Annotated in this window: 31 protein-coding genes; 12 read left to right on the top strand and 19 right to left on the bottom strand. The window is 40.0% G+C overall.

Going from position 1 to position 26,134, the window contains the following annotated elements; all coding sequences use genetic code 11:
- Positions 1-11: 11 nt before the first annotated feature.
- The 7 genes from KF872_00595 to KF872_00565 all read left to right on the top strand — a co-directional run bounded on the left by KF872_00595 (position 12) and on the right by KF872_00565 (position 3,276).
- Positions 12-389 carry a 3-hydroxyacyl-ACP dehydratase gene (locus KF872_00595; protein ID MBX2902020.1) on the top strand — a complete coding sequence of 126 codons (378 nt, stop codon included), beginning with the start codon at positions 12-14 and terminating at the stop codon, positions 387-389.
- Positions 379-1,143 (top strand): glycosyltransferase family 2 protein, encoded by a 765-nt coding sequence (locus tag KF872_00590; GenBank protein ID MBX2902019.1) that lies wholly within the window; start codon positions 379-381, stop codon positions 1,141-1,143. Before KF872_00595 ends, KF872_00590 begins: the two co-directional genes overlap by 11 nt.
- Positions 1,140-1,562 carry a DUF2062 domain-containing protein gene (locus KF872_00585; GenBank protein MBX2902018.1) on the top strand — a complete coding sequence of 141 codons (423 nt, stop codon included), beginning with the start codon at positions 1,140-1,142 and terminating at the stop codon, positions 1,560-1,562. The genes KF872_00590 and KF872_00585 overlap by 4 nt, the downstream gene beginning before the upstream one ends.
- 38 nt (positions 1,563-1,600) lie before the next feature.
- Positions 1,601-1,846, top strand: coding sequence for a type B 50S ribosomal protein L31 (locus tag KF872_00580; protein MBX2902017.1), 246 nt, complete (start codon positions 1,601-1,603; stop codon positions 1,844-1,846).
- Positions 1,847-1,992: 146 nt separating this feature from the next.
- Positions 1,993-2,277 (top strand): hypothetical protein, encoded by a 285-nt coding sequence (locus KF872_00575; GenBank protein MBX2902016.1) that lies wholly within the window; start codon positions 1,993-1,995, stop codon positions 2,275-2,277.
- A gap of 67 nt (positions 2,278-2,344) precedes the next feature.
- Positions 2,345-2,728, top strand: coding sequence for a response regulator (locus KF872_00570; GenBank protein ID MBX2902015.1), 384 nt, complete (start codon positions 2,345-2,347; stop codon positions 2,726-2,728).
- 23 nt (positions 2,729-2,751) lie between these two features.
- A complete protein-coding gene (locus tag KF872_00565; protein MBX2902014.1) occupies positions 2,752-3,276 on the top strand; it encodes a methylated-DNA--[protein]-cysteine S-methyltransferase in 525 nt (174 codons plus the stop codon).
- Positions 3,277-3,281: 5 nt separating this feature from the next.
- On the opposite strand, the gene KF872_00560 is transcribed toward KF872_00565, so the two are convergent.
- From KF872_00560 to KF872_00530, 7 genes are all read right to left on the bottom strand, one after another.
- Positions 3,282-3,746, bottom strand: a complete 465-nt coding sequence (locus tag KF872_00560) for a transcriptional repressor (GenBank protein ID MBX2902013.1) — start codon at positions 3,744-3,746, stop codon at positions 3,282-3,284.
- A gap of 4 nt (positions 3,747-3,750) precedes the next feature.
- The gene (gene lepB, locus KF872_00555; GenBank protein ID MBX2902012.1) at positions 3,751-5,013 is read right to left on the bottom strand and encodes a signal peptidase I; all 1,263 of its coding nucleotides are present in this window, start codon (positions 5,011-5,013) and stop codon (positions 3,751-3,753) included.
- A 376-nt stretch (positions 5,014-5,389) separates the two neighbouring features.
- Positions 5,390-5,950, bottom strand: a complete 561-nt coding sequence (atpH, locus tag KF872_00550; GenBank protein ID MBX2902011.1) for an ATP synthase F1 subunit delta — start codon at positions 5,948-5,950, stop codon at positions 5,390-5,392.
- A gap of 60 nt (positions 5,951-6,010) precedes the next feature.
- Entirely contained in the window at positions 6,011-6,535 is a 525-nt protein-coding gene (atpF, locus tag KF872_00545) for a F0F1 ATP synthase subunit B (GenBank protein MBX2902010.1), read from the bottom strand.
- Positions 6,536-6,631: 96 nt separating this feature from the next.
- A complete protein-coding gene (gene atpE, locus KF872_00540) occupies positions 6,632-6,862 on the bottom strand; it encodes an ATP synthase F0 subunit C (protein MBX2902009.1) in 231 nt (76 codons plus the stop codon).
- A 33-nt stretch (positions 6,863-6,895) separates the two neighbouring features.
- Positions 6,896-7,930 carry a F0F1 ATP synthase subunit A gene (gene atpB, locus KF872_00535; GenBank protein ID MBX2902008.1) on the bottom strand — a complete coding sequence of 345 codons (1,035 nt, stop codon included), beginning with the start codon at positions 7,928-7,930 and terminating at the stop codon, positions 6,896-6,898.
- Positions 7,931-8,140: 210 nt separating this feature from the next.
- Complete coding sequence (locus KF872_00530) at positions 8,141-8,362, bottom strand: DUF2795 domain-containing protein (protein MBX2902007.1); 222 nt, start codon at positions 8,360-8,362, stop codon at positions 8,141-8,143.
- 148 nt (positions 8,363-8,510) lie between these two features.
- On the opposite strand from KF872_00530, the gene KF872_00525 reads away from it, so the two are divergent.
- Together KF872_00525 and KF872_00520 are read left to right on the top strand one after the other, a co-directional pair.
- Positions 8,511-9,458, top strand: a complete 948-nt coding sequence (locus tag KF872_00525) for a hypothetical protein (protein MBX2902006.1) — start codon at positions 8,511-8,513, stop codon at positions 9,456-9,458.
- Positions 9,459-10,901, top strand: a complete 1,443-nt coding sequence (locus KF872_00520; GenBank protein MBX2902005.1) for an O-antigen ligase family protein — start codon at positions 9,459-9,461, stop codon at positions 10,899-10,901. It begins immediately after the preceding gene.
- Here the strand turns inward: KF872_00520 and KF872_00515 are convergent.
- Positions 10,872-12,143, bottom strand: a complete 1,272-nt coding sequence (locus KF872_00515) for a serine/threonine-protein phosphatase (GenBank protein MBX2902004.1) — start codon at positions 12,141-12,143, stop codon at positions 10,872-10,874. The two genes, KF872_00520 and KF872_00515, sit on opposite strands and share 30 nt — an antisense overlap.
- A 151-nt stretch (positions 12,144-12,294) precedes the next feature.
- On the opposite strand from KF872_00515, the gene folB reads away from it, so the two are divergent.
- The gene (gene folB, locus KF872_00510; protein ID MBX2902003.1) at positions 12,295-12,645 is read left to right on the top strand and encodes a dihydroneopterin aldolase; all 351 of its coding nucleotides are present in this window, start codon (positions 12,295-12,297) and stop codon (positions 12,643-12,645) included.
- A 43-nt stretch (positions 12,646-12,688) separates the two neighbouring features.
- On the opposite strand, the gene KF872_00505 is transcribed toward folB, so the two are convergent.
- Positions 12,689-14,695: an OmpA family protein gene (locus KF872_00505; GenBank protein ID MBX2902002.1), complete on the bottom strand. Its 2,007-nt coding sequence runs from the start codon at positions 14,693-14,695 to the stop codon at positions 12,689-12,691.
- A 172-nt stretch (positions 14,696-14,867) separates the two neighbouring features.
- Here KF872_00505 and KF872_00500 point away from each other — a divergent pair, with 172 nt between their 5' ends.
- Entirely contained in the window at positions 14,868-16,142 is a 1,275-nt protein-coding gene (locus KF872_00500) for a DUF2851 family protein (GenBank protein MBX2902001.1), read from the top strand.
- Positions 16,143-16,149: 7 nt separating this feature from the next.
- Here the strand turns inward: KF872_00500 and radC are convergent, their stop codons facing one another.
- From radC to KF872_00460, 8 genes are all read right to left on the bottom strand, one after another.
- Complete coding sequence (gene radC / locus KF872_00495) at positions 16,150-16,851, bottom strand: DNA repair protein RadC (GenBank protein ID MBX2902000.1); 702 nt, start codon at positions 16,849-16,851, stop codon at positions 16,150-16,152.
- A 48-nt stretch (positions 16,852-16,899) separates the two neighbouring features.
- Positions 16,900-18,390, bottom strand: coding sequence for a magnesium chelatase (locus KF872_00490; protein ID MBX2901999.1), 1,491 nt, complete (start codon positions 18,388-18,390; stop codon positions 16,900-16,902).
- Positions 18,391-18,484: 94 nt separating this feature from the next.
- Complete coding sequence (locus KF872_00485) at positions 18,485-18,862, bottom strand: hypothetical protein (GenBank protein MBX2901998.1); 378 nt, start codon at positions 18,860-18,862, stop codon at positions 18,485-18,487.
- 12 nt (positions 18,863-18,874) lie between these two features.
- Entirely contained in the window at positions 18,875-19,459 is a 585-nt protein-coding gene (locus KF872_00480) for a DUF502 domain-containing protein (GenBank protein ID MBX2901997.1), read from the bottom strand.
- A gap of 25 nt (positions 19,460-19,484) precedes the next feature.
- The gene (locus KF872_00475; GenBank protein MBX2901996.1) at positions 19,485-20,015 is read right to left on the bottom strand and encodes a DinB family protein; all 531 of its coding nucleotides are present in this window, start codon (positions 20,013-20,015) and stop codon (positions 19,485-19,487) included.
- Between the two features lie 80 nt (positions 20,016-20,095).
- Positions 20,096-21,133 (bottom strand): hypothetical protein, encoded by a 1,038-nt coding sequence (locus KF872_00470; GenBank protein ID MBX2901995.1) that lies wholly within the window; start codon positions 21,131-21,133, stop codon positions 20,096-20,098.
- The gene (locus tag KF872_00465) at positions 21,114-22,010 is read right to left on the bottom strand and encodes an SDR family oxidoreductase (protein ID MBX2901994.1); all 897 of its coding nucleotides are present in this window, start codon (positions 22,008-22,010) and stop codon (positions 21,114-21,116) included. The genes KF872_00470 and KF872_00465 overlap by 20 nt, the downstream gene beginning before the upstream one ends.
- Positions 22,010-23,347, bottom strand: a complete 1,338-nt coding sequence (locus KF872_00460) for a T9SS type A sorting domain-containing protein (protein ID MBX2901993.1) — start codon at positions 23,345-23,347, stop codon at positions 22,010-22,012. The genes KF872_00465 and KF872_00460 overlap by 1 nt, the downstream gene beginning before the upstream one ends.
- A 194-nt stretch (positions 23,348-23,541) precedes the next feature.
- Here KF872_00460 and KF872_00455 point away from each other — a divergent pair, with 194 nt between their 5' ends.
- The gene (locus KF872_00455; GenBank protein MBX2901992.1) at positions 23,542-24,921 is read left to right on the top strand and encodes a hypothetical protein; all 1,380 of its coding nucleotides are present in this window, start codon (positions 23,542-23,544) and stop codon (positions 24,919-24,921) included.
- Between the two features lie 8 nt (positions 24,922-24,929).
- Here the strand turns inward: KF872_00455 and ftsY are convergent, their stop codons facing one another.
- Positions 24,930-25,886, bottom strand: coding sequence for a signal recognition particle-docking protein FtsY (gene ftsY, locus KF872_00450; GenBank protein ID MBX2901991.1), 957 nt, complete (start codon positions 25,884-25,886; stop codon positions 24,930-24,932).
- 61 nt (positions 25,887-25,947) lie between these two features.
- Positions 25,948-26,115 (bottom strand): DUF4295 family protein, encoded by a 168-nt coding sequence (locus KF872_00445; protein MBX2901990.1) that lies wholly within the window; start codon positions 26,113-26,115, stop codon positions 25,948-25,950.
- Positions 26,116-26,134 lie beyond the last annotated feature (19 nt).

The following is a 26,134-nucleotide window of genomic DNA, read 5'->3' as shown; positions in this document are numbered from 1 at the left end:
ATCTTTGCACCATGCTGCAACCTAAACTATTTGATGTTATACACTTGCAAACCGGAACTCAGTCGCTGCTGGCAACAGTTATGCTGAATGGTGCCCACCCTATTTTTAGCGGGCATTTTCCGGGTTCGCCCGTGCTGCCCGGTGTGTGCCAAATTGAGATGCTGAAAGAAATTTTAGAAAACGGTTTAAACACCAAACTATCAATACCCGACATTGGCAGCGTAAAATTTTTGAATGTTATTGAACCGCAACACACTCCCGAACTTAAAGTTCAAATAGATTTTAACACCCCTGTAAACGGCATATACAATACTTCTGCATCGATTGCTGCGGGAGAGCGCTTTTTCTTAAAATTCAAAGGCAACTTTAAAACTACCAATGAACACTAAAGAAAAATTTACCGCGCTTAAATGCTGTGTGCTTTTACCTACTTACAACAACAGCAAAACTTTAGAGCAAGTAATAAAAGATGTGCTGGAATACAGCAACGATGTATGTGTGGTAAACGATGGCTCTACCGATAATACTACCGAAATTTTAAGCCGCTATCCTACTTTAAAAGTGCTAAGCTACACTCCCAACCAAGGCAAAGGATGGGCACTGCGCAAAGGTTTTGAGTTTGCACTTTCGCACGGTTACCACTACGTTATTTCTATGGATACCGATGGCCAGCATTTTGCATCGGATTTGCCGGCCATGCTGCAAGCACTCGAAGAAAACGGCAATGCCATTATTATTGGAGCACGCAATATGAACCAAGACAGCGTGCCGGGCAAAAGTAGCTTTGGCAATAAATTTTCAAACTTTTGGTTCACCTTAGAAACCGGCATTAAACTCCCCGATACCCAAAGCGGATTTAGAGTGTATCCGGTAAAAGCCATGCAAAACATTCGCTTTTTCACCAGAAAATTTGAGTTTGAAATTGAAGTAATTGTACGCGGAGCATGGAGCGGATTGCAAGTAATTGCCATTCCGGTAAAAGTATATTACCCACCTGCCGGGGAACGCATTTCGCACTTTCGTCCGTTCAAAGATTTTTCGCGCATTAGCGTACTCAATACGGTTTTGGTGTTTTTTACCTTTGCATGGATAAAGCCGCGCAACTTCTTTAGAAGTCTTAAAAAAAAAACTTTAGACAAATAGTTCGCGATGTTATACTGCGCTCGCACGAACCGCCAATTACCAAAGCTGCATCGGTAGCTACCGGATTGTTTTGGGGCTTATCGCCATTTTGGGGATTCCACACCGGAGGAGCTATAGTTTCTGCCATTCTTTTTAAGCTCAACAAACCCATCACCATTTTGGCATCCAATGTTAGCTTGCCGCCCTTTATTCCGTTTCTTATTTTTGCTTCCTACAAAGTTGGTGGCTGGTGGCTAGGCAAAAACGCCATGCACATAGAGTTTAACCAACTACTCTCGCCCGCTGCCATTCAAAAAAACTTATTGCAATATGTAATTGGCAGCCTTACACTGGCAGTGGTAATTCCCGCACTTACAGGCGCTTTGGTGTATTGGATGGCGAAAAAACATACTGCCCCAACTAATATTTTGGAAAATTAAGCAGGTTTACTATCTTCGCACTCCCAAATTTTAATTGTATGAAAGAAGGAATCCATCCTACCAGTTATAGAACCGTTGTTTTTAAAGACATCTCTTTAGATAAAGCATGGTTAGGTAAAAGTTGTGCAAACACAAAAGAAACTACTTCTTGGGAAGACGGCAACGAATATCCATTGATTAAATTAGAGATTTCTAGCGAAAGCCATCCGTTTTATACCGGCAAAATGAAATTTGTTGATACAGCTGGTAGAATTGACCGCTTCAAGAAAAAATACGCTAAATAATTATATCAATCATATTTTGGTGAAAGCAGAATTGCGCAAGCGGTTCTGCTTTTTTATTTTGTATTTCAGCCACTACTTTCTACGTTTTATTGACATTAAGTTAAACAGCATCTTCTCTTACAAGATATTTGTTGCCACATCGTACTATGCAAGCGCTCAACATCTACATTAAAATACTTTCCATCTTTATTTTTGGAGCAGTATTACGCACCTTATTTCAAGTAGCATATCTAGGCGCAAGCAAAGAACACCACGGTTTTGGCCCCGATAGCGAAACCTCATTTTACCTTTGGGTGGCACTCTATTTTGTGTTGCTAATGGTTTGGAGCATTGTAATTATTAGAACTCCTGCACTAAAAGCCCGCAGTTGGCAAATTCTTCTTATTTCGCTTTGTGCTGTTCCTGCTATGGCATATATGTTTTTAAAATAATTGCGTGCGTACTTGTAAAATGAATTTGTTTCTTTAACCTTGTTTAAGGAAATACAGCAAGTAATACATGGATACAAAAAATATATTTATTGCCGATGACGATGAAATGCTCGGCACCATGCTCAGCGATTTTTTGGTAGAGCAAGGGTGTGGCAAAGTGGAACTTTTCCCTACGGGAGAGCACTGTCTCAAACGCATGAAAGATGTGCAACCCGATGTGGTTGTTTTAGATTATTATTTAAACTCTTCTAACCTGAATGCCCAAACAGGCATGCAGATTTTAGACCAAGTACACAAGCAATATCCCGGAGTATATGTTATTATTCTAAGTAGCCAAACCAGCTATTTTGTTGCCACTCGCACCATATCAAAAGGAGCTACACATTATGTAATTAAAGGCAAAGATTCTTTTCAAGAAGTAGCCGATGTAATTAAAGCATTGGATTTATAGCGCATGGTACTTTTGCTGCTATTATGAATATCTGTATCCAGTATTTCAGTACTTCGTTGGGTGAATTGATACTTGGCTCGTTTAATGAGCAACTTTGCTTATGCGACTGGCGCTACCGACATAAAAGAAATGAAATAGACAAACGCATTCAGCAAACCCTAAGTGCTGCTTATCAAGAAAAGCCCTCTGCAACTATTGAAACCACCCAGTGCCAACTCAAAGAATACTTTTCGGGAGAGCGCACAACTTTTGAACTGCCCCTATTGCTTGCAGGTACGCCATTTCAGCAACAGGTTTGGAATGCATTGTGCAACATTCCTTACGGAGCAACTGCCACTTATATGAGTTTATCGGAAAAACTAGGCAACACCAAAGCTATTCGTGCAGTAGCTGCTGCCAATGGAGCCAATGCTATTTCAATTATTATTCCATGTCATAGAATTATTGGCAGCAATGGAGCACTCATTGGCTATGCCGGAGGTTTAAAAACCAAACAAGCATTGCTTGAATTGGAACAAGGTAATATTAGCCAAATGAAACTGTTTTAGTGTGCTTACTTGCTTTCTCTTTTAATACGGCAGCTACCGCAAATGCCATATAAATTTAAAGAGTGGTGTGTAATAGTAAAATTGAGCAAATCGCCCATCATGGTTTTAATTTGCTGAATGCGTGGATCGCAAAACTCTACTACCTTTTTGCAGTCCACACAAATAATATGATCGTGCTGCTTGTAGCCATAGCTTTTTTCGTACTGTGCCTGGTTTTTTCCAAATTGGTGTTTCTTCACCAAATCGCAACTTACCAGCAAATCCAATGTATTGTAAACTGTAGCGCGGCTTACATTCAGTTTCTTTTTTTGCTTTAAGTCTATGTACAATACCTCAGCATCAAAGTGGTCTGTTCGGGAATAAATTTCTTCGAGAATTACAAAGCGCTCAATGGTTTTCCGCTGCCCTTTTTTTTCAAGATAGGCAGAAAAAATACCTTTTACCTCGTTAATTACCTCTTCCCTTTCCATGTGCTTAGTCTGTATATTTTTTCTCGGTAGGCGCATACCTTCCGTGCACGGAGGTAAAGAGTCTTTCCCAACGAATTTTTTTCAACAGCGATGCATTGTAATCTAAACTTAACCAAATAAACCATGCTTTTCCTACAATATGATCTTCGGGCACAAATCCCCAAAAGCGGCTATCTTGCGAATTATGGCGATTATCGCCCATCATCCAATAATAATCGTAATTAAAGGTGAATGTGGAAGTTTCCTTTCCGTTTACAAAAAACTTACCGTCTTTTTGCTCTACAGTGTTGCCTTCGTAATTGCGGATGCAGCGGTTATAGAAAGCATAAGTGCTATCGTTTAGCGTAATGGTGGCGCCTTTTTTAGGTATGTAGATAGGGCCGTAATTGTCTATATTCCAATGCGAATAGCGCTCGCTGTTTGGAAATAAATTCCAACCCATGTCTATACTTTTGTCGTAGCTCCACGGCTGTAACTTCTTCACAAAAGGATGTTTGCTGAAGCGGTCGGCATTTTCTTTTGTCATCAACACCACATAATGCCCCGGCATGTCTAATTGCCCACGAATTTCAATTCCAAAGTTATTCATTTCCTCGGGCGAAATACTCTGCGATTCGTTGGCAATAAGTAAATACGGAGTATTTAAACCTGCCGGATGGTATGCTGGCTGGTCGTTGATATACAATACGCCTTCGCGCACTTCTAATTTATCGCCCGGCAAGCCAACACAGCGTTTTATATAGTTTTCGCGCTTATCTACCGGACGGGTAATAATTTTATATTGCTGCCACACTTTATCTCTTCCGTCTTTCCGTACCAAATCGTAATAAGGCTGGGCGCTTTCAAACTCTTTGGTTACAGTATCGCCCGCAGGGAAATTAAACACCACCATATCGTTTCTTTTTATTTTTTGAAACGAAGGCAACTTCATGTATGGCAACTTAATAATTTCGGAATAAGCATTGGTATTTAATACCGGAATGGTATGGTGAAAAAACGGAATGGCAAGTGGTGTCATTGGTACGCGGGCGCCATAGTGCATTTTGCTTACAAACAGAAAATCGCCAATAAGCAAAGTTTTTTCCATAGAGCCGGTAGGAATGGTGTATGCCTCCGCCACAAAAGTTCTTATGAGCCAAGCAGCCACCACTGCAAACACAATGGCATCGGCCCACTCGCGAAGCACTCCACGCTTATAGGTAACTGCAGGACCTCCCCATTTTTGCTCTGTAACTCCCAACCAAATCAAGTAAAATGGGGCAAACATTACTGCTGCAAAATGTTCCAAGAAACTATGGCGGTTGTAGGCAGTGCTTAAATCGGTTAATTGCGAAGCAATATAAAAGAGGTTTACGCCCGGAATAAACATCATAAATGTCCACCACTGCGGCTTATCTATCAGGCGCTGCCATTCGTTGCTGCAAACTACAGGCACGAATGCCTTCCAACCTTCTATACCATGTTTTTTGAAAATAAAATACGTGCCGATACGAATGCCCAGCATGTAGAATAATACGATAAAAAGAAATATCATGTAATGAAATTGAACCGTGTGTAATGCAATATTACACTAAGCCTTGATATAGTGAAGAGTCTTAGATTTTTTAAACAAGAAAAACTACTACGCGATACGAACCTGCCGCTTAGAATTTCTTTACAAAGCTGTCGTCTATTACAGCGCTGCTCAATTGCTGCAAGCTGCGTTGCACACTGGCATCTATTTGTTTATCGCCATATTGCAGTACAAAACCGCCAATTAAACTTTCGTCTATTTTTTGTTTTAGATCAATTTCTGAAAGATTGGCTTGCTTCTTTAATGTAGCTACAATTGTTTCTACCGTAGCGGCATCTAATTTAGTTGCCGATGTAAGGGTCACGGTAGTTATCTTTTTAAGTGTTTTATATTGCTCAATAAAAGCAGCAGTAATATCTGGAATAAAGGACTCTCTGCCTTTCTTTACCAAAAGTTCTAAGAACTTATAGGTAAGCTCGCTCACTTTACCATCGAATAGCTTTTTTAAAACAGCCAATTTTTTATCGGGAGTAATAATGGGGCTTTTCAATAATAATCTTAACTCTTTGCTGCCTGCCGTAAGTGCATGAATGCCTACTACTTCAGTATAAACCGTTTCTAAAGCATTGCGCTCTTGCGCCAATTGCAACAAAGATTTTGAATATCTGGAAGCTAAGCGAAATGAACTCATAATTTAATTTTATTGATTAGAAGGCTTTAGGCTCTAACCTAAAACATTGCATTTCCGGAATTAGTTAAGGTTGGTTTGTTTTACCAAATCTGCCACAAAGGCTTGCTGCTCTGCATTGCCTTTCAACTCTTTGCGAATTACTTTTTCGGCAATTTCTAAAGCAACTACACCAACTTGGTTTTTAAGATCTGCCAATGCTGCACGTTTTTGGTTATCAATTTCGCGCAATGCTTGCTGTACTTTAGCATCTGCTTCGGCTTGTGCTTTAGCAACAATATCGCTTTTTACTTGCTCGGCTGCTTTTTTAGCATCGGCAATAATTTTGTTGCGCTCTTCTTTGGCTTCGTTTAATAGTGCTTCGTTTTTAGAAGTTAAATTTGCCATTTCTGCTTTAGCAGCTTCTGCGCTCTTTAAGGCGCTTTCTATGCTTTGCTCGCGTTCTTTTAAGGCATTTGCAATTGGCTTAAATGCAAACTTTCCTAAGATTACCCATAACAATACAAAGATAATTACGGTCCAAATTGCTAAACCCGGATCCGGAGTTATTAGGCTAAATGCGCTTCCTTCTGATAATAATGTAAACATGTGTACTCTTTATATTTTAATTCAATACTTTCTTTTTAAAAAAGCTGCCTGCGTGGCAACCCCAATCGCAGGACAGCTTAAAATTCGGTTGGAGCATTATTTCAACAATGCCACAATCACCGCAAACAGGGCAACACCCTCGATAAACGCTGCAGTCAAAATCATGGCTGCGCGGATGTCGTTAGTTGCTTCCGGTTGGCGAGCGATGCTTTCTGCTGCGCTGCTACCAATTTTTCCGATACCGATTCCAGCACCTACGGCTGCAATTCCGGCTCCAATAGCTGCGATTCCGGGAACCGCTGCTTCTAACAATACTGTGTTCAACATTTCTGAACTATTTATTGGTTATTAAATACAAACTTAAAATGCTTCGTGCCCTTCGTGGTCTTCAACTGCCATTCCTATAAACACTGCCGAAAGCATAGCAAATATGAATGCCTGAATAAACGCCACTAAAACTTCGATAACACTGATAAACAATGTAAATGGTATGGCCACTGCAATACCGGCTCCAGAACCCACAGTTCCCCAAATGCTGCCAAATACAAATATTAAACTTACCAAACTCAATACAATAATGTGTCCTGCCGCAGTATTGGCAAACAAACGAATCATTAGCGTAATGGGCTTTGTAAATACGCCCAACAACTCGACCGGCACTAATAATGGTGCCAACCAAATTGGATCGGGCAAAAAGATGTGTTTCCAATAGTGCTTATTGGCTTTTACATTGATTACTATACCTGTAATAAGCGCTAAAGCCATAGTAACTGCTATATTTCCGGTAACGTTTGCGCTGCCCGGGAAAATAGGGATTAAGCCCAATAGGTTATTGAATAATATAAAAAAGAAAATAGCCATTACATACGGGAAATAAGTATCGGCTTTATGCCCCAACGCTTGTTTTGCCACATCGTCTCTAATAAACAGAATTACAGGCTCCATAAGCGATTGCAAGCCTTTAGGAGCTTGGCCTTTACGTTTTTCGTAAGCGCCTTTTACGCTAAAAAATACTACACACAACAATATAGCAGCCATCCACATTCCAAAAACATTTTTGGTAATGGAAAGGTCTAAAATTTGTTCCGATTCGTTTATTGGCTTTACTCTGCCGTGGTGCATGTGGTATCCGGCAGCTGCCATTGCTTCTTCATTATTACTCATAAAGAAAGAAGTAGTGCCTGTGGTTCTGTTGTAGATAATACAAGGAAGTGGCACTGCTACACCATGCACGATTTCAAATTCATTGGCATCGGCAATGTGATGCAAAATCATAGGAGTTGGATTAAAAATCTCCTGTTTTGCTGCTGTTTCTTGCCCTGCTGCGGCTTCTTCGGTGGCAAAAGTGCCCAACGTTAAAACGGCAGTAAAGAGGAATAAAATATACTTTTTCATTTATAGTTACTTTTCAAAAAGCCGCGCGAAAGTAAGGCTTTGGGCATGAAATACAAATGATTTTTTTACGAAATGTTGATTTGCGCTTTTTTATTGTTGAAAACACAGCAAAAGTTTCCGGTTTGCGGCTGCACTTCTAAAAAAACAAAAGCCACCCATAAAAGGCGGCTCTGCTTTTCGTGCTTACACTATACCGGTTTGGAATATGCTTTAATGTTCTTCTTCGTTAAAAAAGAAATCGTCTTTGGTGGGATAATCCGGCCAAATATCTTCAATACCTTCATACATTTCACTATCGTCATCCAGCTCTTGGAGGTTTTCAACAACCTCTACCGGAGCACCGGAGCGAATGGCATAGTCAATAAGCTCGTCTTTGGTGGATGGCCAAGGAGCGTCTTCTAAGTATGATGCTAATTCTAATGTCCAAAACATGACTTTCCTTTATTTAAGGCGGCAAAAATAATTTTTCCGCGAACTATGCAAACCTTATTTAGAAATATGTGAAAAAAGTGTAGCCATTGTTTTCTTTTCAGCAAGGGAAACATATTCGATTATTTTCGCCCGAATAATTTTTTCTTACATGAGCGAACAACAGAATCTTGTATCGGCAACACGTATTCTCTTAAAGTGGAAAAAACACATTTTGGGTGTTTCTATCTTATCGGCAGTAGTGGCTGCCTTGGTAGCACTTTTTGTTTTAGACGAATACTATTTATCGCAATCGGTTTTTTACCCAATAAACCAATCTCAAAACGATCGCAGCATTATCTTCAACGGAGCACAGGTAATGGCTTACTATGGCGACAAAAACGATGTAAACCGCCTGCTTACAATGGCCAATTCAAAACAATTGATTGAAGAAATTATAGAGCAATTCGGTATTGTAGAACACTACAAAATAGATAAAAACAAACCCTTTTGGAAAACAAAAGTTTACAAGAAATTTCTAAAGAACTATGCTGCCATTAAAACTGAAAAAGATGCCATTGAAGTATCGCTTTTTGATACCGACCCTAAACTTGCCGCCACTATTGTAAATACCATCGTTAAAATTTTAGATACACGTAACAGCAAGGCTATTAAAGAAAACCGAAGCAGGTTGCTTACCGCTTTGGAAGAAGATATACAAAAAGAATCTACCAAGTTGAGTGGTTTAAATTTAAAAGCAGATTCACTTATTAAAGAACATAAATTGCGAATTACATTTAGCCAGTATGGCGAGTTATTGGTAGATGGCGATAACTTTTTGGCCCGCGAAACGGTACGCCAATTGTTCCGAGAAATTAACAATACCCAACGCGAAATGCTAAACAAAAGCAATATTCAAGACCAGTTAAAAGTATCGGTAGCCAATACTGTTTCCTCCATAAGCGTAGTTGAAAAAGCCGAAGCTGCGGATAGAAGAGAAAAGCCTCAGCGCACACTTATTGTAATTATTGCATTTGCCATTGCATTTATTTTTTCTTGCATAGGCGCTTTACTTTTAGAGCAATTCAACACGTTTAGAAAACAATTGAACGCTGCTTAAATGAACGCTATTTCCAAGCTGCATTTGGGAATATTTTGGAGCTACGGCATACTCACCATTGCTTGTATAGCCGGAGCTTTTGCTTTCGACTTTTTACCGCTGGCAGGCGTGCCGGCTTTGGTTCCTGCAATTTGGCTGGGTATTACCAACTTTAATTTGCTGTATTTTTTACTGCTGGCTTCGCTGCCAGTTTCTTTTGAATATAGTTTTAGCAATTCTTTGGCAACCGATTTGCCCACCGAGCCGCTCATGGTTGGTTTAATGCTGGTTACATTTTTCTTTTTGCTTACGCAGCCTAAATTTCTTTCAACAAATTTTTTGAACCATCCGGTACTATTGCTCTTACTGCTTTATGTAGCATGGTTTTTTATTTCTGCCCTCAACTCTTTAAATTTCACCGTTTCGCTAAAAATTTTTCTTGCTAAAATTTGGTACACCACTGTATTTGTGTACTTAACAGCCATTGTTATTCGTTCGCACCAACATTTAAAAACAGCATTTTGGTGCATCTTTGGCACATTGCTTTTTGCCACTACAATTATTTTCATCCGCCATGCTTTAACCGGTTTTGGATTTGAAGAAATAAACAGTTGTGTAGGTCCATTTTTTAGTAACCACGTAAACTATGCCTTAATGCTCATGGCTTTTTATCCATTTGTGTGGCTGGCAGCTACATGGTACAAAAAAGGCTCTTGGCAACACTGGCTTTTGCTATTTGCAAAGGTATTTTTTGTGGCAGCCATTTATTTTTCGTACACCCGTGCAGCCATTGGCGCCATAGTACTTATGATTCCGTTTTTCTTTATTGTAAAATGGCGTTTGGTAAAGTTGGCTTTAGCTGTTGCTGCCATTGCAGCCATTTTGGGTGCCGTGTATATTACAGATAATAACCGCTACTTAAAACATGCTCCCGAATTTGACGAAACGATTTGGCACGATGAATTTGGCGACCACCTGAACGCCACTTTAGAAGGAAAAGATGTAAGTAGCATGGAGCGCGTGTATCGCTGGATTGCGGGCGTGCGTATGATTGCCGACAGACCCCTGATGGGAGTTGGCCCCGGCAACTTTTATCCGTTCTACAAAAAATATGCTGTTTCCAGTTTTGAAACTTGGGTGAGCGACAACGAAGAACGCTCTACCATTCACAACTATTTTCTTACGCTTTGGGTGGAGCAAGGCATAGTGGGACTCTGCATTTTTTTAATACTCACTGCTACTATTTTTATAGTTGGCGAAAATGCTTTTCATACACAAACAAGCACTCATAATGCGTATGTGGTAATGGCTGCACTTGTGGCACTCATGAGCATTTATGTTTCGCTTACGCTAAACGATATGCTGGAGACCGATAAAATAGGAACGCTATACCTCTTTTTTATCTCGCTTATTGTAATTATGGCCACTCATGGCTTAGCGGATACGGATAGTGAGCAACGTTAAATCGTCATCGTAGTCGGTACCTTTTTTAAAATTTATCATTTCTTGAATAAGATTGGCATTAAACGTTGCAAGCGGAAGATGCCCATGCTGCTGTAAAAATGCCTCTATGCGTTCGCTTTCAAATAAATTACCCTCCGGATCCGATGCTTCAGACAAGCCATCGGTATAGTTTACTATTACGGCATCTTTTTCGAGTACCACCGCGCCCACACTTATGAATGGAAGCATTTCGAACATTCCTAAGATAGTACAGCCTTTATCTAACTGTATCAACTCACTTCCATTTAGCAAAAGCGAAGACGTGTGGCCGCCATTTACATAAGTAAGTTTGCGGGTTTCCAAATTTACTAAACCAATAAAAAAGGTAAAATACTTTTCGCCTTTGGTAATGCCCCGCACATTGCGGTTTAGCATATCTACCAACTGCTCCAACGGATAATTACGCATAGCTAAAATACGCAGGTTGGCTTGTAGGTTTGCCATAATCAAAGCTGCCGAAACACCCTTGCCGCTTACATCGCTAATGCAAAAAATAAACTCTTTCTCAGAGAGTTGAATTAGATCGTAGTAATCGCCCCCGATACTTTTGTGTGCTTTGTAAAAAGCATCAGCTTCAATTTGTTCATTGTTGGGTAACTTTTCCGGAATAAGCGTGCGCTGAATTTCTTCTGCCACCACAAATTCCTTCTCCATAAGCATCTTTTCCAACTGGCTTTTAAAGAGTTTTTTATTCTCGTTTGCCACCACTACAATATTGGTAATGGTTTGAATAAACTTCAACTTTTCTTCTTGTGCATCGCCATCGGTTTCTTTTATTTTACCGATAAACGAAAACCCAATGGGTTCCTTTTTATGAAAAACGGGAATGATATATTCAAAGTTGCTTAGGAAGCCGCCATCTGTAGGTTTTATCTTGTAAGTACTTTTGTATTGAAGCAGGCTTGCCACCATGGCTTCGCAATCTTCTATTGTGCCTACACTATCGCTCTGCAACTCGCAATGCCATTGTTGATCTACATCTTTCATTAGCAGTGCTACGCTACCAACACCTTGGTGGGCACGCAATATATTTTCATAGATTTTAGTAATGGCATAAATAGGCATGTTATGGTTTACTGCTTCGGTAATTTCGAGCAAAGAGTTCATTTGCTGTTGCTTGGTGGCAGCAAGCCTTTCTATGGAACTTAATCGCTTTCTAAAGAAATCAAGCTCTGTGAATGGCTGGTTTTTAACTTCGGTCATAAAGGTGAAAATAGAAGAAAGCTATTAGAATAAACAATGAAACCCTTTTGAAAGTTTTTGCAATAATAGTACACCACTTATTTGCCCGCTATTTACTACACTCTACCGAAAAAAGATAGGCACATTAAAAACTAAATATAACCTTTGCAGCATGAGCTTAATTGCAATAGAAGGAATGCAGTTTTATGCACACCACGGCTACTATAAAGAAGAGCAAGTGCTAGGCGGTAAATACACCGTTGATATTTACATGCAGGTAGAAGTAGCCGATGCTGCTGCCACCGATGACCTGCGCAAAACCATAAACTACGAAGAAGTATATAAGATTACAAAAGCTGAAATGGATGTACACAGCAGGCTAATAGAGCATGTGTGCCAACGTATTGCAACGCAGGTAAAATCTGCATTTACACAAATTCAATTGCTTAAAGTTAGGGTAAGCAAATTTCAACCACCGCTGAAAGGAAATGTAGAGCGTGTATTTTTTGAAATGGAATTGTAGCCCTACAGCTATATGCTTGGCATATAAAACAGTTGAACGGTACTTATTCTTTCACCTTTTCTATTACCGTAAATTCTGTTCTGCGGTTTAAGGCTCTGCCTTCGGGATTATCTTGCCCATCTGAAGTGGTATTGGGAGCCAGCGGCTTATCTTCTCCGTACGGTTTATTTACAATGCGCTTTGCAGGAATTTTTTTATTCAACAAAAACTTTACTACTGCTGCACCTCTTTTTTCGCTCAATTGTAAATTGTATTTGCTATCGCCCTTACTATCGGTATGTGAGCCAACTTCTATGATATATTGCGGGTTTGCAGTATAAAAATCAATTACTTTCTTTAAGCTGTCGGGAGCGGTTGGTGTAAGTTGAAATTTATCGTAATCCCAAAATACAGTTGCCAATTTTGCTCCAACAAAATCTTTAACCGCTGGAATACTATCTACTACCAAACTAAAAAAGAACGTATCGCTCTTTTGTAAGCCAACAGTAGAAAATGTTTTTTCAATATCGGCTGCGCCTTCGCGTTTTAGCACCAATTTATAGTTCTGCTCTGCTTCTACATCAAAGAAAAATGTGCCGTCTATAGCTTGCATGTAACCTGCTTGCGTATTGGTAGTTATTTCGGCAAGCGACACATAGGCATCGGTAACAGCTTCTTTATTACCTACATTCCAACGCACTACTTCTCCTTTCACCGCAGGATAAATTCTTGAGGTTTGGAGCAGCCAAACATCATCGTTGCAAGTAGTGCAAGCAGTATTGGTTACAGACTGGCGATTGCTTATCACAAAGCCTGTGTTTTTGCGTGCTTTATATACAAAACCATAATCATCGGCACCACTATTTACGGGCATACCCAAATTTTCCGGATTCAAAAAATCGCCAATTACCAAGCGCTGTGCACCTACCACATCAAAACCGCCTAGACCTCCCATTCCATTTGTACTAAAAAACAGTGTATTGCTTTCGTAATCGTAGAAAGGAGCAATTTCATCGCCTTTGGTATTGATTGGCGCTCCTAAGGTTTTAGCCCGCTGAAAACTGCCATCGCCATTTCGCACAGCATAAAACAAATCGTACCCTTTTCCCGGATTGCGGTTGCTGCTGAAGTACAGCGCTTCTTCGCCACCGGGAGCCTTGCCCACATGCGGCCACAAATTATTTGCCGTAGGAAGGTTTATGCTTGTGTTCAACTTTTCTGCTTTCTGCCATACGCCATTTGCCATATCGCTTTTGTAAATATCGCAACGCCATTGCAGCGCCACCTCTTCTTTACACATACTGAAATACAAGGTGTGGCCATCGTCTGAAAACGAAGGTGTGGTTACATACTGCCCATCTGTACTTTCTTTCAGTGCCGAAAAACTTTCTTTTAATTGCCAAGTATTTCCTTGCTGCTGCGCCAATTGCAATGTGGACCTATCGGCAAAATTCCATATCTTTTTTGTGGTGGCAGTCAGGCTGTTGTTCCATGTAGAAAACAACAAATTTTTCTCGTTTTGAAAAGCCACACTTTGCTCATCGGCAGTAGTGTTTATGCCACCTTCGAGATGTATTGCCTTAAACTCCTTTTTCACCGAAGAGTCTTTTTGTGCTATACCCAATTTGCAACCTTCTATTGCTTTCTTGGTTGCCTTTACCAAGTCTGAAAATTTATCGTCAACAGCAAGTTTTTTAAACTGATTGAATAATAAAATTGCTTCATCGTATTTTTCTTGCTGCTGCAATGCAGTGGCTTTATAATAAATAAGTTCGGGGTTTTTCTGCTTTTTATCGCGCTCCATCAACAGCGAAAAATAATGTGCTGCCTCCGCATAATTTCGAGCTTGCAATGCTGTTGGAGCCAATAGCTTTTCGATACGCTTATTGCCTTTCTTTTTTTCTGCTGCCGCTTCTAAATATGTTATGGCTGCTTCAACGGCTCCGCGCTTTAGCAACTTTTTTGCAGTTGATTTATTCTTTCCGAAACTTAAATCGGCCGGTGATTTCAATTGAGCACGGATGCTTACCACACTTAGTCCCAACAACAACAGCAGTAAATTTCTTTTCATAAATAACTAATTAAGAGAGTGGCAAAATATTTTGAAATACAATAATGCTAATGTTTGGTGCATTTAGCTTTACAGCCGCTTGTTTAATGAAAACAATTGCAGTGTGAACGCACAAAAAAATAAACGCTAAAAGAAAGCATTTCTCTTTTAGGGTCTTTTGTATCTTCGGTGTATGACCGAATCGCTATTGCACTACCTGTGGAAATTCCGCCTATTTAATAACCAAGGTTTACAAACCAAATCCGGAGAACCAATTGAAGTTTTGCACCCAGGCATACACAACACCAACAGCGGCCCCGATTTCTTTAATGCAAAAATTAAAATTGGCAATAAAACTTGGGCTGGGAATATTGAAATTCATGTTGATGGAAAAGATTGGTACACACACCGCCACCACAAAGATGCTGCATACAAAAACGTAATTCTGCATGTGGTACTGCACACATCTTCCACGTATGTTGAATGCTTGGAAAACACCACTATTCCGTGCGTAGAACTGCAAAATAATATTGCCCAAAACCTTTTGGCACAATATCAAAATTTGATGGATAATCAATTGCCTTTTCCGTGTGCCGCTTCTGTTGCCAACACAAATGAGTTGATTAAAAAAAACATGTTGGAGAGGGCGAGCATAGAGCGATTAGAGTCTAAAATAAACCATATAGAAAGGTTGCTAAAAAACAGCAATGGCAACTGGGAACAAGTATGCTGGCAACTAATGGCAAGATACTTAGGTAGCGGCATTCATGGCGATGCGCTAGAGCAAACCGCAACACAAATTCCCCTAAAAATTATTGCGAAACACTATGGCAACACCACACAAATTGAAGCCCTAATTTTTGGCGTAGCAGGTTTGCTCCAAGAAACCTTTACCGATGATTACCCCATACTGTTAAAAAGAGAATTCAATTACTTAAAGCAGCTACACCAATTACCTACACTAAATGCAGGAATTTTTAAATGGGCAAAAACCCGCCCTGCTAATTTTCCTACTATCCGTTTGGCACAGCTAGCAGCCTTAGCCAATGCCGCACAATCGCTTTTTTCAAAACTATTGGAAAGCAACATCCACTTCCTTACTCCATTCTTGCATTCGCTAGATGTAAACACCTACTGGAAAACGCATTTCAGGTTTAATGAAGCGGCAGAAAATAAGTTTACACGCATTGGAAAAAACACTCAGCAGATACTTGCCGTAAACGCTGTGGCACCGCTGCTTTTTGCCTACGGAAAAAATACCGGAAACGAATTGATGGTGGAAAAATCTCTAGACATTTTGCGCCAGTTTCCACCCGAAAAAAATGCTACAACCAATTTGTATAAGCAATATGGCTTTACTGCCGAAAGTGCTCTAGATACACAAGGGATATTGCAATTAAACCACACGTATTGTCTGCCAAAAAAATGTTTAAACTGCAGTATAGGAAACCACATTATGCAAAGTTGAAAATGGCTTACAACAAGCCTTCGTCTGCAAAGCTAAAGTAGCGCTGTTCGCCAACAATAATATGATCTAACAAAGAGAAATTTAAGAGCTTACACGCCTCTTTTAGCTGCTGTGTAATCCTTTTATCTTCTGCCGAAGGTGCGGGATTTCCACTTGGATGATTATGTGCCAACACCAAACCGCTACACAAACTTTGTATCGCTTCTTTCAAAATCATTTTTGTATCTACAATTGTACCTGCTACTCCTCCCGAACTCATTTTTACTCTGCCAACAAGTTCATTCTTGCGATTCAACAGCAAAACCATGAATACCTCATGGGGTAAATCTGCCAAGTAAGGCAGCAACACTTCATATGCACTGTGCGAAGATTGAATTACGATTTTTTGAAGTGCATTTTCTGCCTGCCGCCTTCTACCCAACTCCATTGCAGCCACAATGGCAACAGCCTTTGCATCGCCAATGCCTTTAAATTTCTTTAAGGCATTCACATCGCGCTTTGCTAATTCCAACAAACTGTTTTGTGTTGAATGCAATAAGTTTTTGGCTACATCCACAGCACTTTCGCTGCCACTGCCCGACCCAAGAATAATTGCCAACAGCTCTGCATCGCTCAATGCCTCTTTGCCTTTCAGCAACAACTTTTCGCGAGGGCGATCTGCCTCTGCCCAACTTTTAATACTTGACAATGAAGCCGATTCATTTTCCATTCTATAAAGTAACTAAAAAATGAAATACCGTAAAACTTTGATGTACTATCAATCCATATTCTCGATATTGAAAACAGACTTAAACAAGTCTTTAAATTGAATGGCCTCTCCGGTAATAACAGCTTTTCCTATTTGCGAATATTCTGCCAAAGCATGCAAAATAAATTCCTTCATCACATACCTTTCGTTGAATGAAAGCATACTGTGTTGCTCGTTTAAAATGGCATCTAAATTTTCAACTACATCAATTTTAAGTTGATAGCTTTTATTGTTCTCGCCTAGCAGCAGATCTAAACTGTTATTATCGGCAAACCAACTTACTACCTCTTTGTATATTGAATTTTCTTTGCGCTTTCTAAGAGCTGTTGGATCCGGGAACAAGGTTAAGAAACAACTCCGAATAGCCTTTCCTATAAGGCTTTGAGCCACTTTTGCTGCGCCTGCCTGCTCGCCCTCATACACCAATTCTATTTTTCCATTTATAGCTGGAATGGCAGCATACAAATCGCTGATGCGCACAAATCCTTCGGTATCTTTATTGCACAACATCCTCCGCTCGGCAGCGCTCACTACTGTTTCATAAATTGAAATAGCCAAGCGTGCACTTACACCGCTTTTGGTATCTACAAATTCGCTACTGCGTGCTTCTACTGCAATTTGTTCAATTAGCGTTGCCACCAAATTGCTTACTTCTATTTTTTGCTGCGTTTCCGAAATGGCAGCCTCCTGCTTTGTAATAGCTTTTGCATGTTCAATACTAGTAGGATAGTGCGTAAGAATTTGAGCGCCAATGCGATCTTTAAGTGGCGTTACTATACTGCCGCGATTGGTATAATCCTCAGGATTAGCCGTAAATACAAATTGGGAATCTAAGTTAAAACGCAATTTAAAGCCGCGAATTTGAACATCGCCTTCTTGTAAAATATTGAAGAGTGCTACTTGTATGCGCGCCTGCAAATCGGGCAATTCGTTTATTACAAAAATACAGCGATTGCTGCGCGGAATAATACCGAAGTGAATGGCTTCCTCATCGGCATAACTAATGCGCTTATTGGCTGCTTTTATGGGATCTATATCGCCAATTAAATCTGAAATACTTACATCGGGCGTGGCCAATTTTTCGGCATATCGCTCGCTGCGGTGCAGCCACGAAATAGGAGTGTTATCGCCCCTTTCTTCTATTAGCTTTCGAGCATAAAACGAGATGGGTTCAAAAGGATTGTCGTTTACCTCACTTCCTTCTACTACAGGCAACCATTCATCTAAAAGGTTTACCATTTGCCGTGCAATGCGCGTTTTTGCTTGGCCGCGCAAACCCAATAGGTTTATATGATGCTTGGCAAGAATGGCTCTTTCAATTTCCGGAATTACGGTGTTTTCGTAGCCAATAATTCCTTCAAAAACGGGCACTTTGTTTTGCAGTTTAGCAATAAGATTTTGGCGCAATTCATCTTTAATGCTCTTAGGCTCATAACCCGAAGACTTTAACGCGCCCAATGTTGTAGGGAGTGGAACTTTCAATTGTCTTTTCTTGGTCATAGTTAATTTCTTTAATTGCCTTATACAACAAAAGAAATGGTTCTAACTATAACTATTCCGCTTCGGGTAAGAATGGAAGAAAAAAGGTACTACTTTATTTTTTCTGCTTGAGTATTTGCCAAGCTTCGCCTACCAACACTCCGGTAAACACGCCATATAGTGCAAAAAACAACAACACAAACTTATTATTGGCAATTGGCTCCACAAAAATAAAATAGCACACAAACAGCAGCGATGCAAAAATTTTGAAGCCAAACATAGCGCCAAAATATTGCATAAACTGCGCATGCCCCTTCAGCTTTAAACCAATTTGAAGCAAGTAATACGAAACCAACGTAACTGCTACCAAAAACAACAAACTCAACCAACTAAAATTCACAAAATCGGCAATGAGGTTTGTATTGGATTGCAGCAGGAAAATAACTACTGCCGCAAGCAGCGATACCACCATTAACTTTATTAAAAAACGCATTGCTTCAATTGTTTATTCTTCAAAATTAGTTACGCCTCCGCTCAATATAAACTTCATAGCCTCTGCCGGAGTAACACCTTCGAGCGGTTGTACTTGCTCTTTATTCACCAATACCACATAGCCTGCAATACTGTAACTAAAGGGCAGGTATACCGCTACTTTATCGGCAATTTTTATACTGTTCAAATCTTTTTGGGTAATAAATCCAATTCTAAAAATGCCTGTTCCTTTGCCAACTTCAACCGTAACCGGATGCTTAAATTTTGCCTTGTTTCCCAAAAACGCTTCTATAAAATCGCGCATGGAACCATAAATATCTTTTACCAAAGGCGTGCGCTCTAAAAGGTCTTCAATAAAAACAAGCAGTGGCTGCAAGATTACGGTAGAACCTAACAATCCTATGAAAGTAATAAGCAAAAACAAGATGGCAATTCCAATACCTCGAATGCGCTTGCCAATAATAAGTTCGGTAACATCTGTAACATTGTTGTCGAGCCAGCTAAACATAAACCAGATAGCATAAAACGTTACAAACACAGGTGCTACAAGCAGTAAGCCACGAACAAAATATGTAATTAGTTTTCTAAAAAATATCATAGTAAAATATTGGCAAATAAAGTGCTTAAAAACCAAAGTGCCTCTTTATCCGCTGTTTTTGCTTTACATGATGGTTAAAGTGCATGGAGCATAATTTCAACCACTCTGCAGCAGTAAGGTATCCTAAGAATGGATGCTTTACGGTGGCGGTAGGCGAAAGGGTGTGCATACGTTGCACATTCTCACTTACCATCATTTTCACTTCATTCATTCTTTTATGTAGTTGCTCCTTACTTTCGGGCTGGTTGGGCTGCACTGCAACACTACCGGGCATTTCAATTTTTATGGATGGCATCATTCCCAATACAAACACTACATATCCCGAAAAGTTTTTAGAGCCGTTGGCCTTTACCTTCTCATCGCCATCGGCAATGCGCTGTATATTTTTAAAGAAAAAGCCCTTGGCTGCCATCCATAAATGAATATATACTTGCCCTATACTCCATGAATTTTCTGCAGGTTTTTGAAGTAACTGCTCCATGGTATAATTATCAATATCGCTTTCCCATTCATTGATAATATCAATGGTCTTACGCTCCAGTTTTTTAAAATCCATATTGTATTGTTTTAAAAAAAGCCTTTCAAACGTACATAAATTTTATGGTGGCAGGGCTGTTTCTTACAAGAAAACCACAACTATTTCACTACCAAATCGGTATAAACAGGAAGGTGGTCGCTAAAACCTCCGGTATATTTAAAGCCTTCGTAAGTTCTAAATGGCATTACACCAAATTTGCTGCTTTTATACATCAACCATTTGGGTTGAAAAACATAGCCGCGCTTTTTATCTATACACAAGTTACAATCGCTGCGTACAAAGTTTTCTGAAACAATAATTTGATCGAGCATATCTTGCTCACCTTCAAAGTTGAAAGTGTATTGCCCGCGCTGTGCCGCTTCGCTCATTAAGTTAAATAGCACTTTCTCTTTAAGTGCAATGCTGCTTTGTTTTGCCTGCAATACTTCGGCAACGCTATTGGCAAACGGAGGGTCGTTAAAATCTCCCATCACAATAATTTTGGCATTGTATTGCTTGGCATTTATCTCGTCTATTTTCTTTCGTAAAAGTTCAGCAGTTTTTATTCTGCGCGAATCGCTCTTTTCTGCTCCACCTTTGCGACTGCTCCAATGATTCACAAACACATGTATTTCTTCTTTTCCAAACTTGCCTCTTACATAAAGAATACCGCGTGCTCTGTACAAAGTATCAAAATCGAATTTAGGTTGAAGAAGCTCCTTATACTTTGGTTTGAAAAGTTTTCTATTGTACAGCAAAGCCACATCAATACCGCGCGGATCCACAGAATCGAAATGTATAAAAGTAAGTTTGTGCTTTGCCATAGCAGGGTGCTTTAACCAATCGCGAATTACCTTTTTGTTTTCTACCTCACACACGCCCAAAAAAAGTAGTGGCGTAGTATCGCACACAGTATTTACTACCTTTGAAAGATTGGCAATTTTAGTTTGGTAGCGCTGCGTATTCCACTCAAACTTACCGGAGGGTGTAAAATCCTGGTCGCGCGATTTTGATACACTAACCGTATCAAAAAAATTTTCTACGTTGTATGAAACAATTTTGTAGCGCCCCGATTCTTGCGAAAACAACCATGCCGGCAAGCACAAGCTCCAGCATAACAACAACAGAAATCTCTTATCAATTGAGGGTTGCTTCATGCGCAATCAGTCGTAATTCTTCTTCTGCACCTAACGGTCTAAAACCCAAATATATTCCCTTTGTTGAATTTAACGACACATCTTTTGGCCTGGGAGCCGGCATGTTAATATCTGATTGCAAACAAGGCTTAATTAGAGAAATATCGCACCCAAAAACCTTTGCAGCAAGTATGCCAAATTCATAGCGCGAAAGCCGTTCGTTTCCTCCCAAATGTACAACACCTTCGGCACGCTCCATAAGCGATAAAACACCTTGTGCCACACTCTTTACACCGCAAACACTTCTAAATTCATCTATAAATAATTTTACTTCTTGCTGTGCTTTTAGGTCGGCAATCATTTGCGAAAAATAATTTTGCTTGCCCACCGGATTGCCAAACATTAAAGGCAAACGAAATACTGCTGCACGAGGTGCCAACGACAATACTATTTTTTCCGCCTCTACTTTTTGTGCACCATACTTATTGATGGGATTGGGTATATCGGTTTCATCGTAAGTACCTTTGGTGCCATCGAAAACCAAATCGGTTGAGGCGAAACACAACTTAATACCCTCTGTGGCAGCAAGCAATGCCAAGTGTTTAGTGGCTTCCACATTTATTTTCCAACTACTCCACGGAAAAACTTCGCAGTGATTGGCATTGGCATCGGCCGCCAAATGCAGTATAAAATCGGGACGCAACAGCCGTACCTTTTGCTCCAATGCAGGGAAATAATTTAAAGAAACATTATGAGCAAAAACATTATTTATAGGGCTTATCTGCTTATGCGCAATGTAATGCACCTCAAACTTTGAAAGTGCCATACGCATAAGATGCGTGCCCAAAAAGCCCGACCCTCCGGTAACCAATAAACGTGGTTTTGCAAAAGCATTCATTAGTGCTGTATAATTACTTTTTGTGTAATGGAAGTTTCCGGCAAATCTATATTCAAAAAATACATACCGGGTTCTATATTCAATACATCCAATTGATACTTCCCTGCACCGCCAACAAGAATGGGCACTTTCTTTACACGCCCACATATATCCAACAATGAAAAATTGGCAGCACTATACACACCTTTTACCACTATAAAGCGCTTAGCAGGATTGGGAAATACACTTACCGAAACAGTTTGATTTTCGTGTAAAGAAGTTGGCGATGTAAACAACACACAGGCAGAATCTTCGCAAATACCATTGCTTATTACCACACAATATTTTCCTTCTTGATTATAGGGCAATACCGAAGTAGTTTCTAAAGGTAATAGACTATCGTTTCTATACCATTGAAATGAATATCCGATGGGAGATGCAACTAAAAATTTTCCATTCTCAATTATGGTGGGCTTGGGAATACTGTCTTTTACTTCTACTTGAATTGAATTGGTAACGACACTGCAAGCAGTATGGTCTGTAACCGTTACATCTATTTGAAACACACCTACTTTTCCAATAAAAACGGTAGCACTATTTTGCCCCGTACTCCAATAATAATCTACAAAACCTGCTGGCAAACTAAGGCCTACCGAATCGGGAAAGCAAACCACTGTGTCGCAACAAAGCGTAGGAGCCGCAAGTACTTTTTCTTGCACTTTAATTGTATCAAACACTTGTGTGCAAGTGCCAATAAAAGACTGATAAGCATAGCTTCCTGCCGTATCTACCAGCAAACTGTAATCGGTGCTGCTATCTTGCCAAATTGGGTTGTCGCCAAAACGAATACTAATATCAACTGGAAAAGAAGACGCACAAACAGTTTGTGTATCTGCCAAATGCAATACGCTGCCCTGCGGCAATGCATTTATTGCAACAGTATCTACTTGCCGTAAACAAAAAGAAGTATCAGTTGAGGTAAACCAATATAAACCCGGCATTGCTACTTCTAATATAGATTGCTGGCCGTTGTTCCATACGCCTTCGGGGCTAAAAACCCGCGAAGCCGTTACCTGCCATGGCGTATCGGCCAAGCACAAATAGCGATTGTCTGCCTCAAAAGTTTCTACCAACATACTTTTTTCGCTTACCACAATTGTATCGTAATGCAATATGCCATTAGCATTGGTGGCCACCCAATAAGTGCCTGCGGCATATACAGCTGTGGAATCGGCAGTGCTGCCATTGCTCCAAACATGCTGTGTGCTGCCGGGGGCAGCATGTAGCCATACCGGAAATTGCAGGGCGCATACTGTTATACTATCGCCTTCAAGAATAGTTGCTGCCTTTGATGCCATGCAAAACATCCCTGCAATTATTGTGATAATGTTTTTCAAACCGCTTTGCTATTTCATCTAAAGTAATGCTTCTTTTTCAATTTCCTTTTTCTGCTTTCACGCAAATGAAACTACTAAAAGCAACTGCGGTATAGTTTTTTTTACAAATATTTTTTCTCTTTTCAATAGGAATAAAATTCAGTTAGTTTCGTGCGATGCTTCTTGGGATTATTCTGGCTTCATTTCAATCGGTAAAACTTAGTCCGTACGATTTGGTGCTATATCCTATTTATTTCGGTATTGTTTATGCTTTAGGAAATAATTATCGCAAGCGCCTTGCATCGAATCCCGTACTTTTTAAGTATTACGGACAAGCGCTTTCATTAAAAATGATTAGCTCGTTTTTGTTTTGCATGGTTTATATGTATTACTACAACGGTGGCGATACTACCGGCTATTACCATTGGTGCGATCAATGGCTCAAGCATTTTTTTAAAGACCCCGGCAATGCCATTACTTTTCTTTTTAGTGGCGATATTGGCCCCTTTTATCGCTTCGTAACTTCATCGGATTGGGGTGCTTATTTATACCTGATGAAATTTGGTAGTAACGAAGTTTACTTTCTAAAAATTGCAGCCATCATAAATGTAATTGGGCTAAATTCTTTTGTGTGCACCTCGCTCTTATTCGGCTATTTGGCATTTTTAGGTTCTTGGCGTTTATTTATTGTGTTTTACGATATGTATCCGCACTTGAGCAAGCAACTTGCCATTGCCACACTCTTTATTCCCTCTGTAGTTTTTTGGAGTTCGGGGCTTATGAAAGATACACTTTCTTACATGGGCATTTGCTGGCTTACTTACACCCTTTACTTTGGGATAATTAAAAGGCAGCGTATGGTAAAGAATGCCATTACAAGTTTGCTGTTGGTGGTAATGATTGGCAAATTGAAAGGCTATATTATTCTATCGTATATTCCTGCTGCCGGATACTGGCTTTTTGCCAAATACAAAGAAAAGATACAAAGCCCTGTGCTGAGATTTGTTACCGGGCCATTCTTTATTATTGGCGCTGTTGTTTTGAGTGTATTTTTACTGTCGCGCATAGGCGATAGTTTAGGCAAATACTCCTTAGACAAATTAGAGCAAACTGCCGAAGGATACCAATCGTGGCACCAAGCAACCGGAGGTGCTTCTTACACTATTGAGGGCGTAGGCGATTTTTCTATTACAGGCTTAGTTAAAATTCTTCCGCAAGGAATAATTGTTACGCTATTTCGACCCTTTTTATGGGAAGCAGGTAGCGTGTTTAACCTCTTAGCATCCATAGAGGGATTGATATTTTTCTTCCTTACACTCCGGGTGCTTTGGCAATCGAAAATTATACGCCTACCCGAAGCACTGGCTTTGGATTCCAATATTATATTCTGCTTTATTTTTGCTTTAATTCTTGCTTTTGCCGTAGGCATTACCAGTTTCAACTTTGGCGCATTGGTACGCTACAAAATTCCAATTATGCCGTTTTACGCCATTGGCTTAATTATTATAGAAGATGTATTGAAGCGAAAAAGCCTATTAGGCAGTTTGAAAAATTAAACAAGCTGTTACGCGCGTTTAAATAAACTTTCCACAAACAGTTTACGGTTAAAAACTTGCAGTTTATCTATGGCTTCGCCCACGCCAATATACTTAACAGGAATTTTAAATTGATCGGTAATACCCAATACCACACCGCCTTTGGCAGTTCCATCTAACTTAGTAATAGCAAGAGCCGTAACTTGTGTTGCTGCCGTAAATTGCTTGGCTTGCTCAATAGCATTTTGCCCGGTGGAGCCATCTAGTACCAATAATACTTCGTGTGGCGCATCGGGAATTACCTTTTGCATTACGCGCCTTATCTTGGTAAGCTCATTCATTAAATCCACTCTGTTGTGCAAGCGCCCCGCAGTATCAATAATTACCACATCTGCATTGCCTGCCACGGCACTTTCTAAAGTTGTAAAAGCAACCGAAGCCGGATCGGCTCCCATTTGCGATTTTATTATTTCTACCCCTGCACGGTTTGCCCACACATCTAATTGATCTATGGCAGCAGCCCTAAAAGTATCGGCAGCGCCCAACAATACCTTTTTGCCTGCCTGCTTAAACTGGTGCGAAAGTTTGCCGATAGTAGTAGTTTTACCTGCTCCGTTTACGCCCACCACCATTATTACAAATGGCTTTTTCCCGGCAGGTGTATCAAAATTTTCGGCATCGGCATTTTGGCTTTCGGCAAGGAGTGTAGCAACTTCATCTTGAATGAGTGCATACATTTCGCTTTCGTTTGAAAACTTATCGCGCGCGGCACGTGCTTCTATACGTTTAATGAGTTTTGAAGTGGTGGCAACGCCCACATCCGAAGCAATAAGTGCTTCTTCTAAGTTATCTAAAACTTCATCGTCTATTTTGCTTTTACCGGTAAAGACTTTTGCGATTCTTGAAAAGAAACCTTCTTTGGTTTTTTCCAATCCTTTTTCGAGGTCGTCTTTCTTTTCTTTGGTAAAAAAACTGAATAAGCCCATAGCCCAAACGTAAATAAAAAAAGCCTCGCGAAGAGGCTTAAAATTTTGAAATTGCTTTCGATTAGTCTTTTTGTGCTAAAAATTCTTGCACTTTATCTTTGTGCACTATTTTTTCAAGGAAGCCATAAGATGCTCCTTTAGATTTTACAGCTTTAATTACTCTAACGTAATCTTTAGAGCCCGCTTGTACTTGACGGTCTGTTCTTGAGTTTTTCGAAACCTTTGCCATTGCTTAAGTTATTTACAGG

The sequence above is a fragment of the Chitinophagales bacterium genome (assembly GCA_019638515.1).
GTDB lineage: Bacteria > Bacteroidota > Bacteroidia > Chitinophagales > LD1 > UBA7692.
This window is presented reverse-complemented; position numbering and strand designations above follow the sequence as displayed.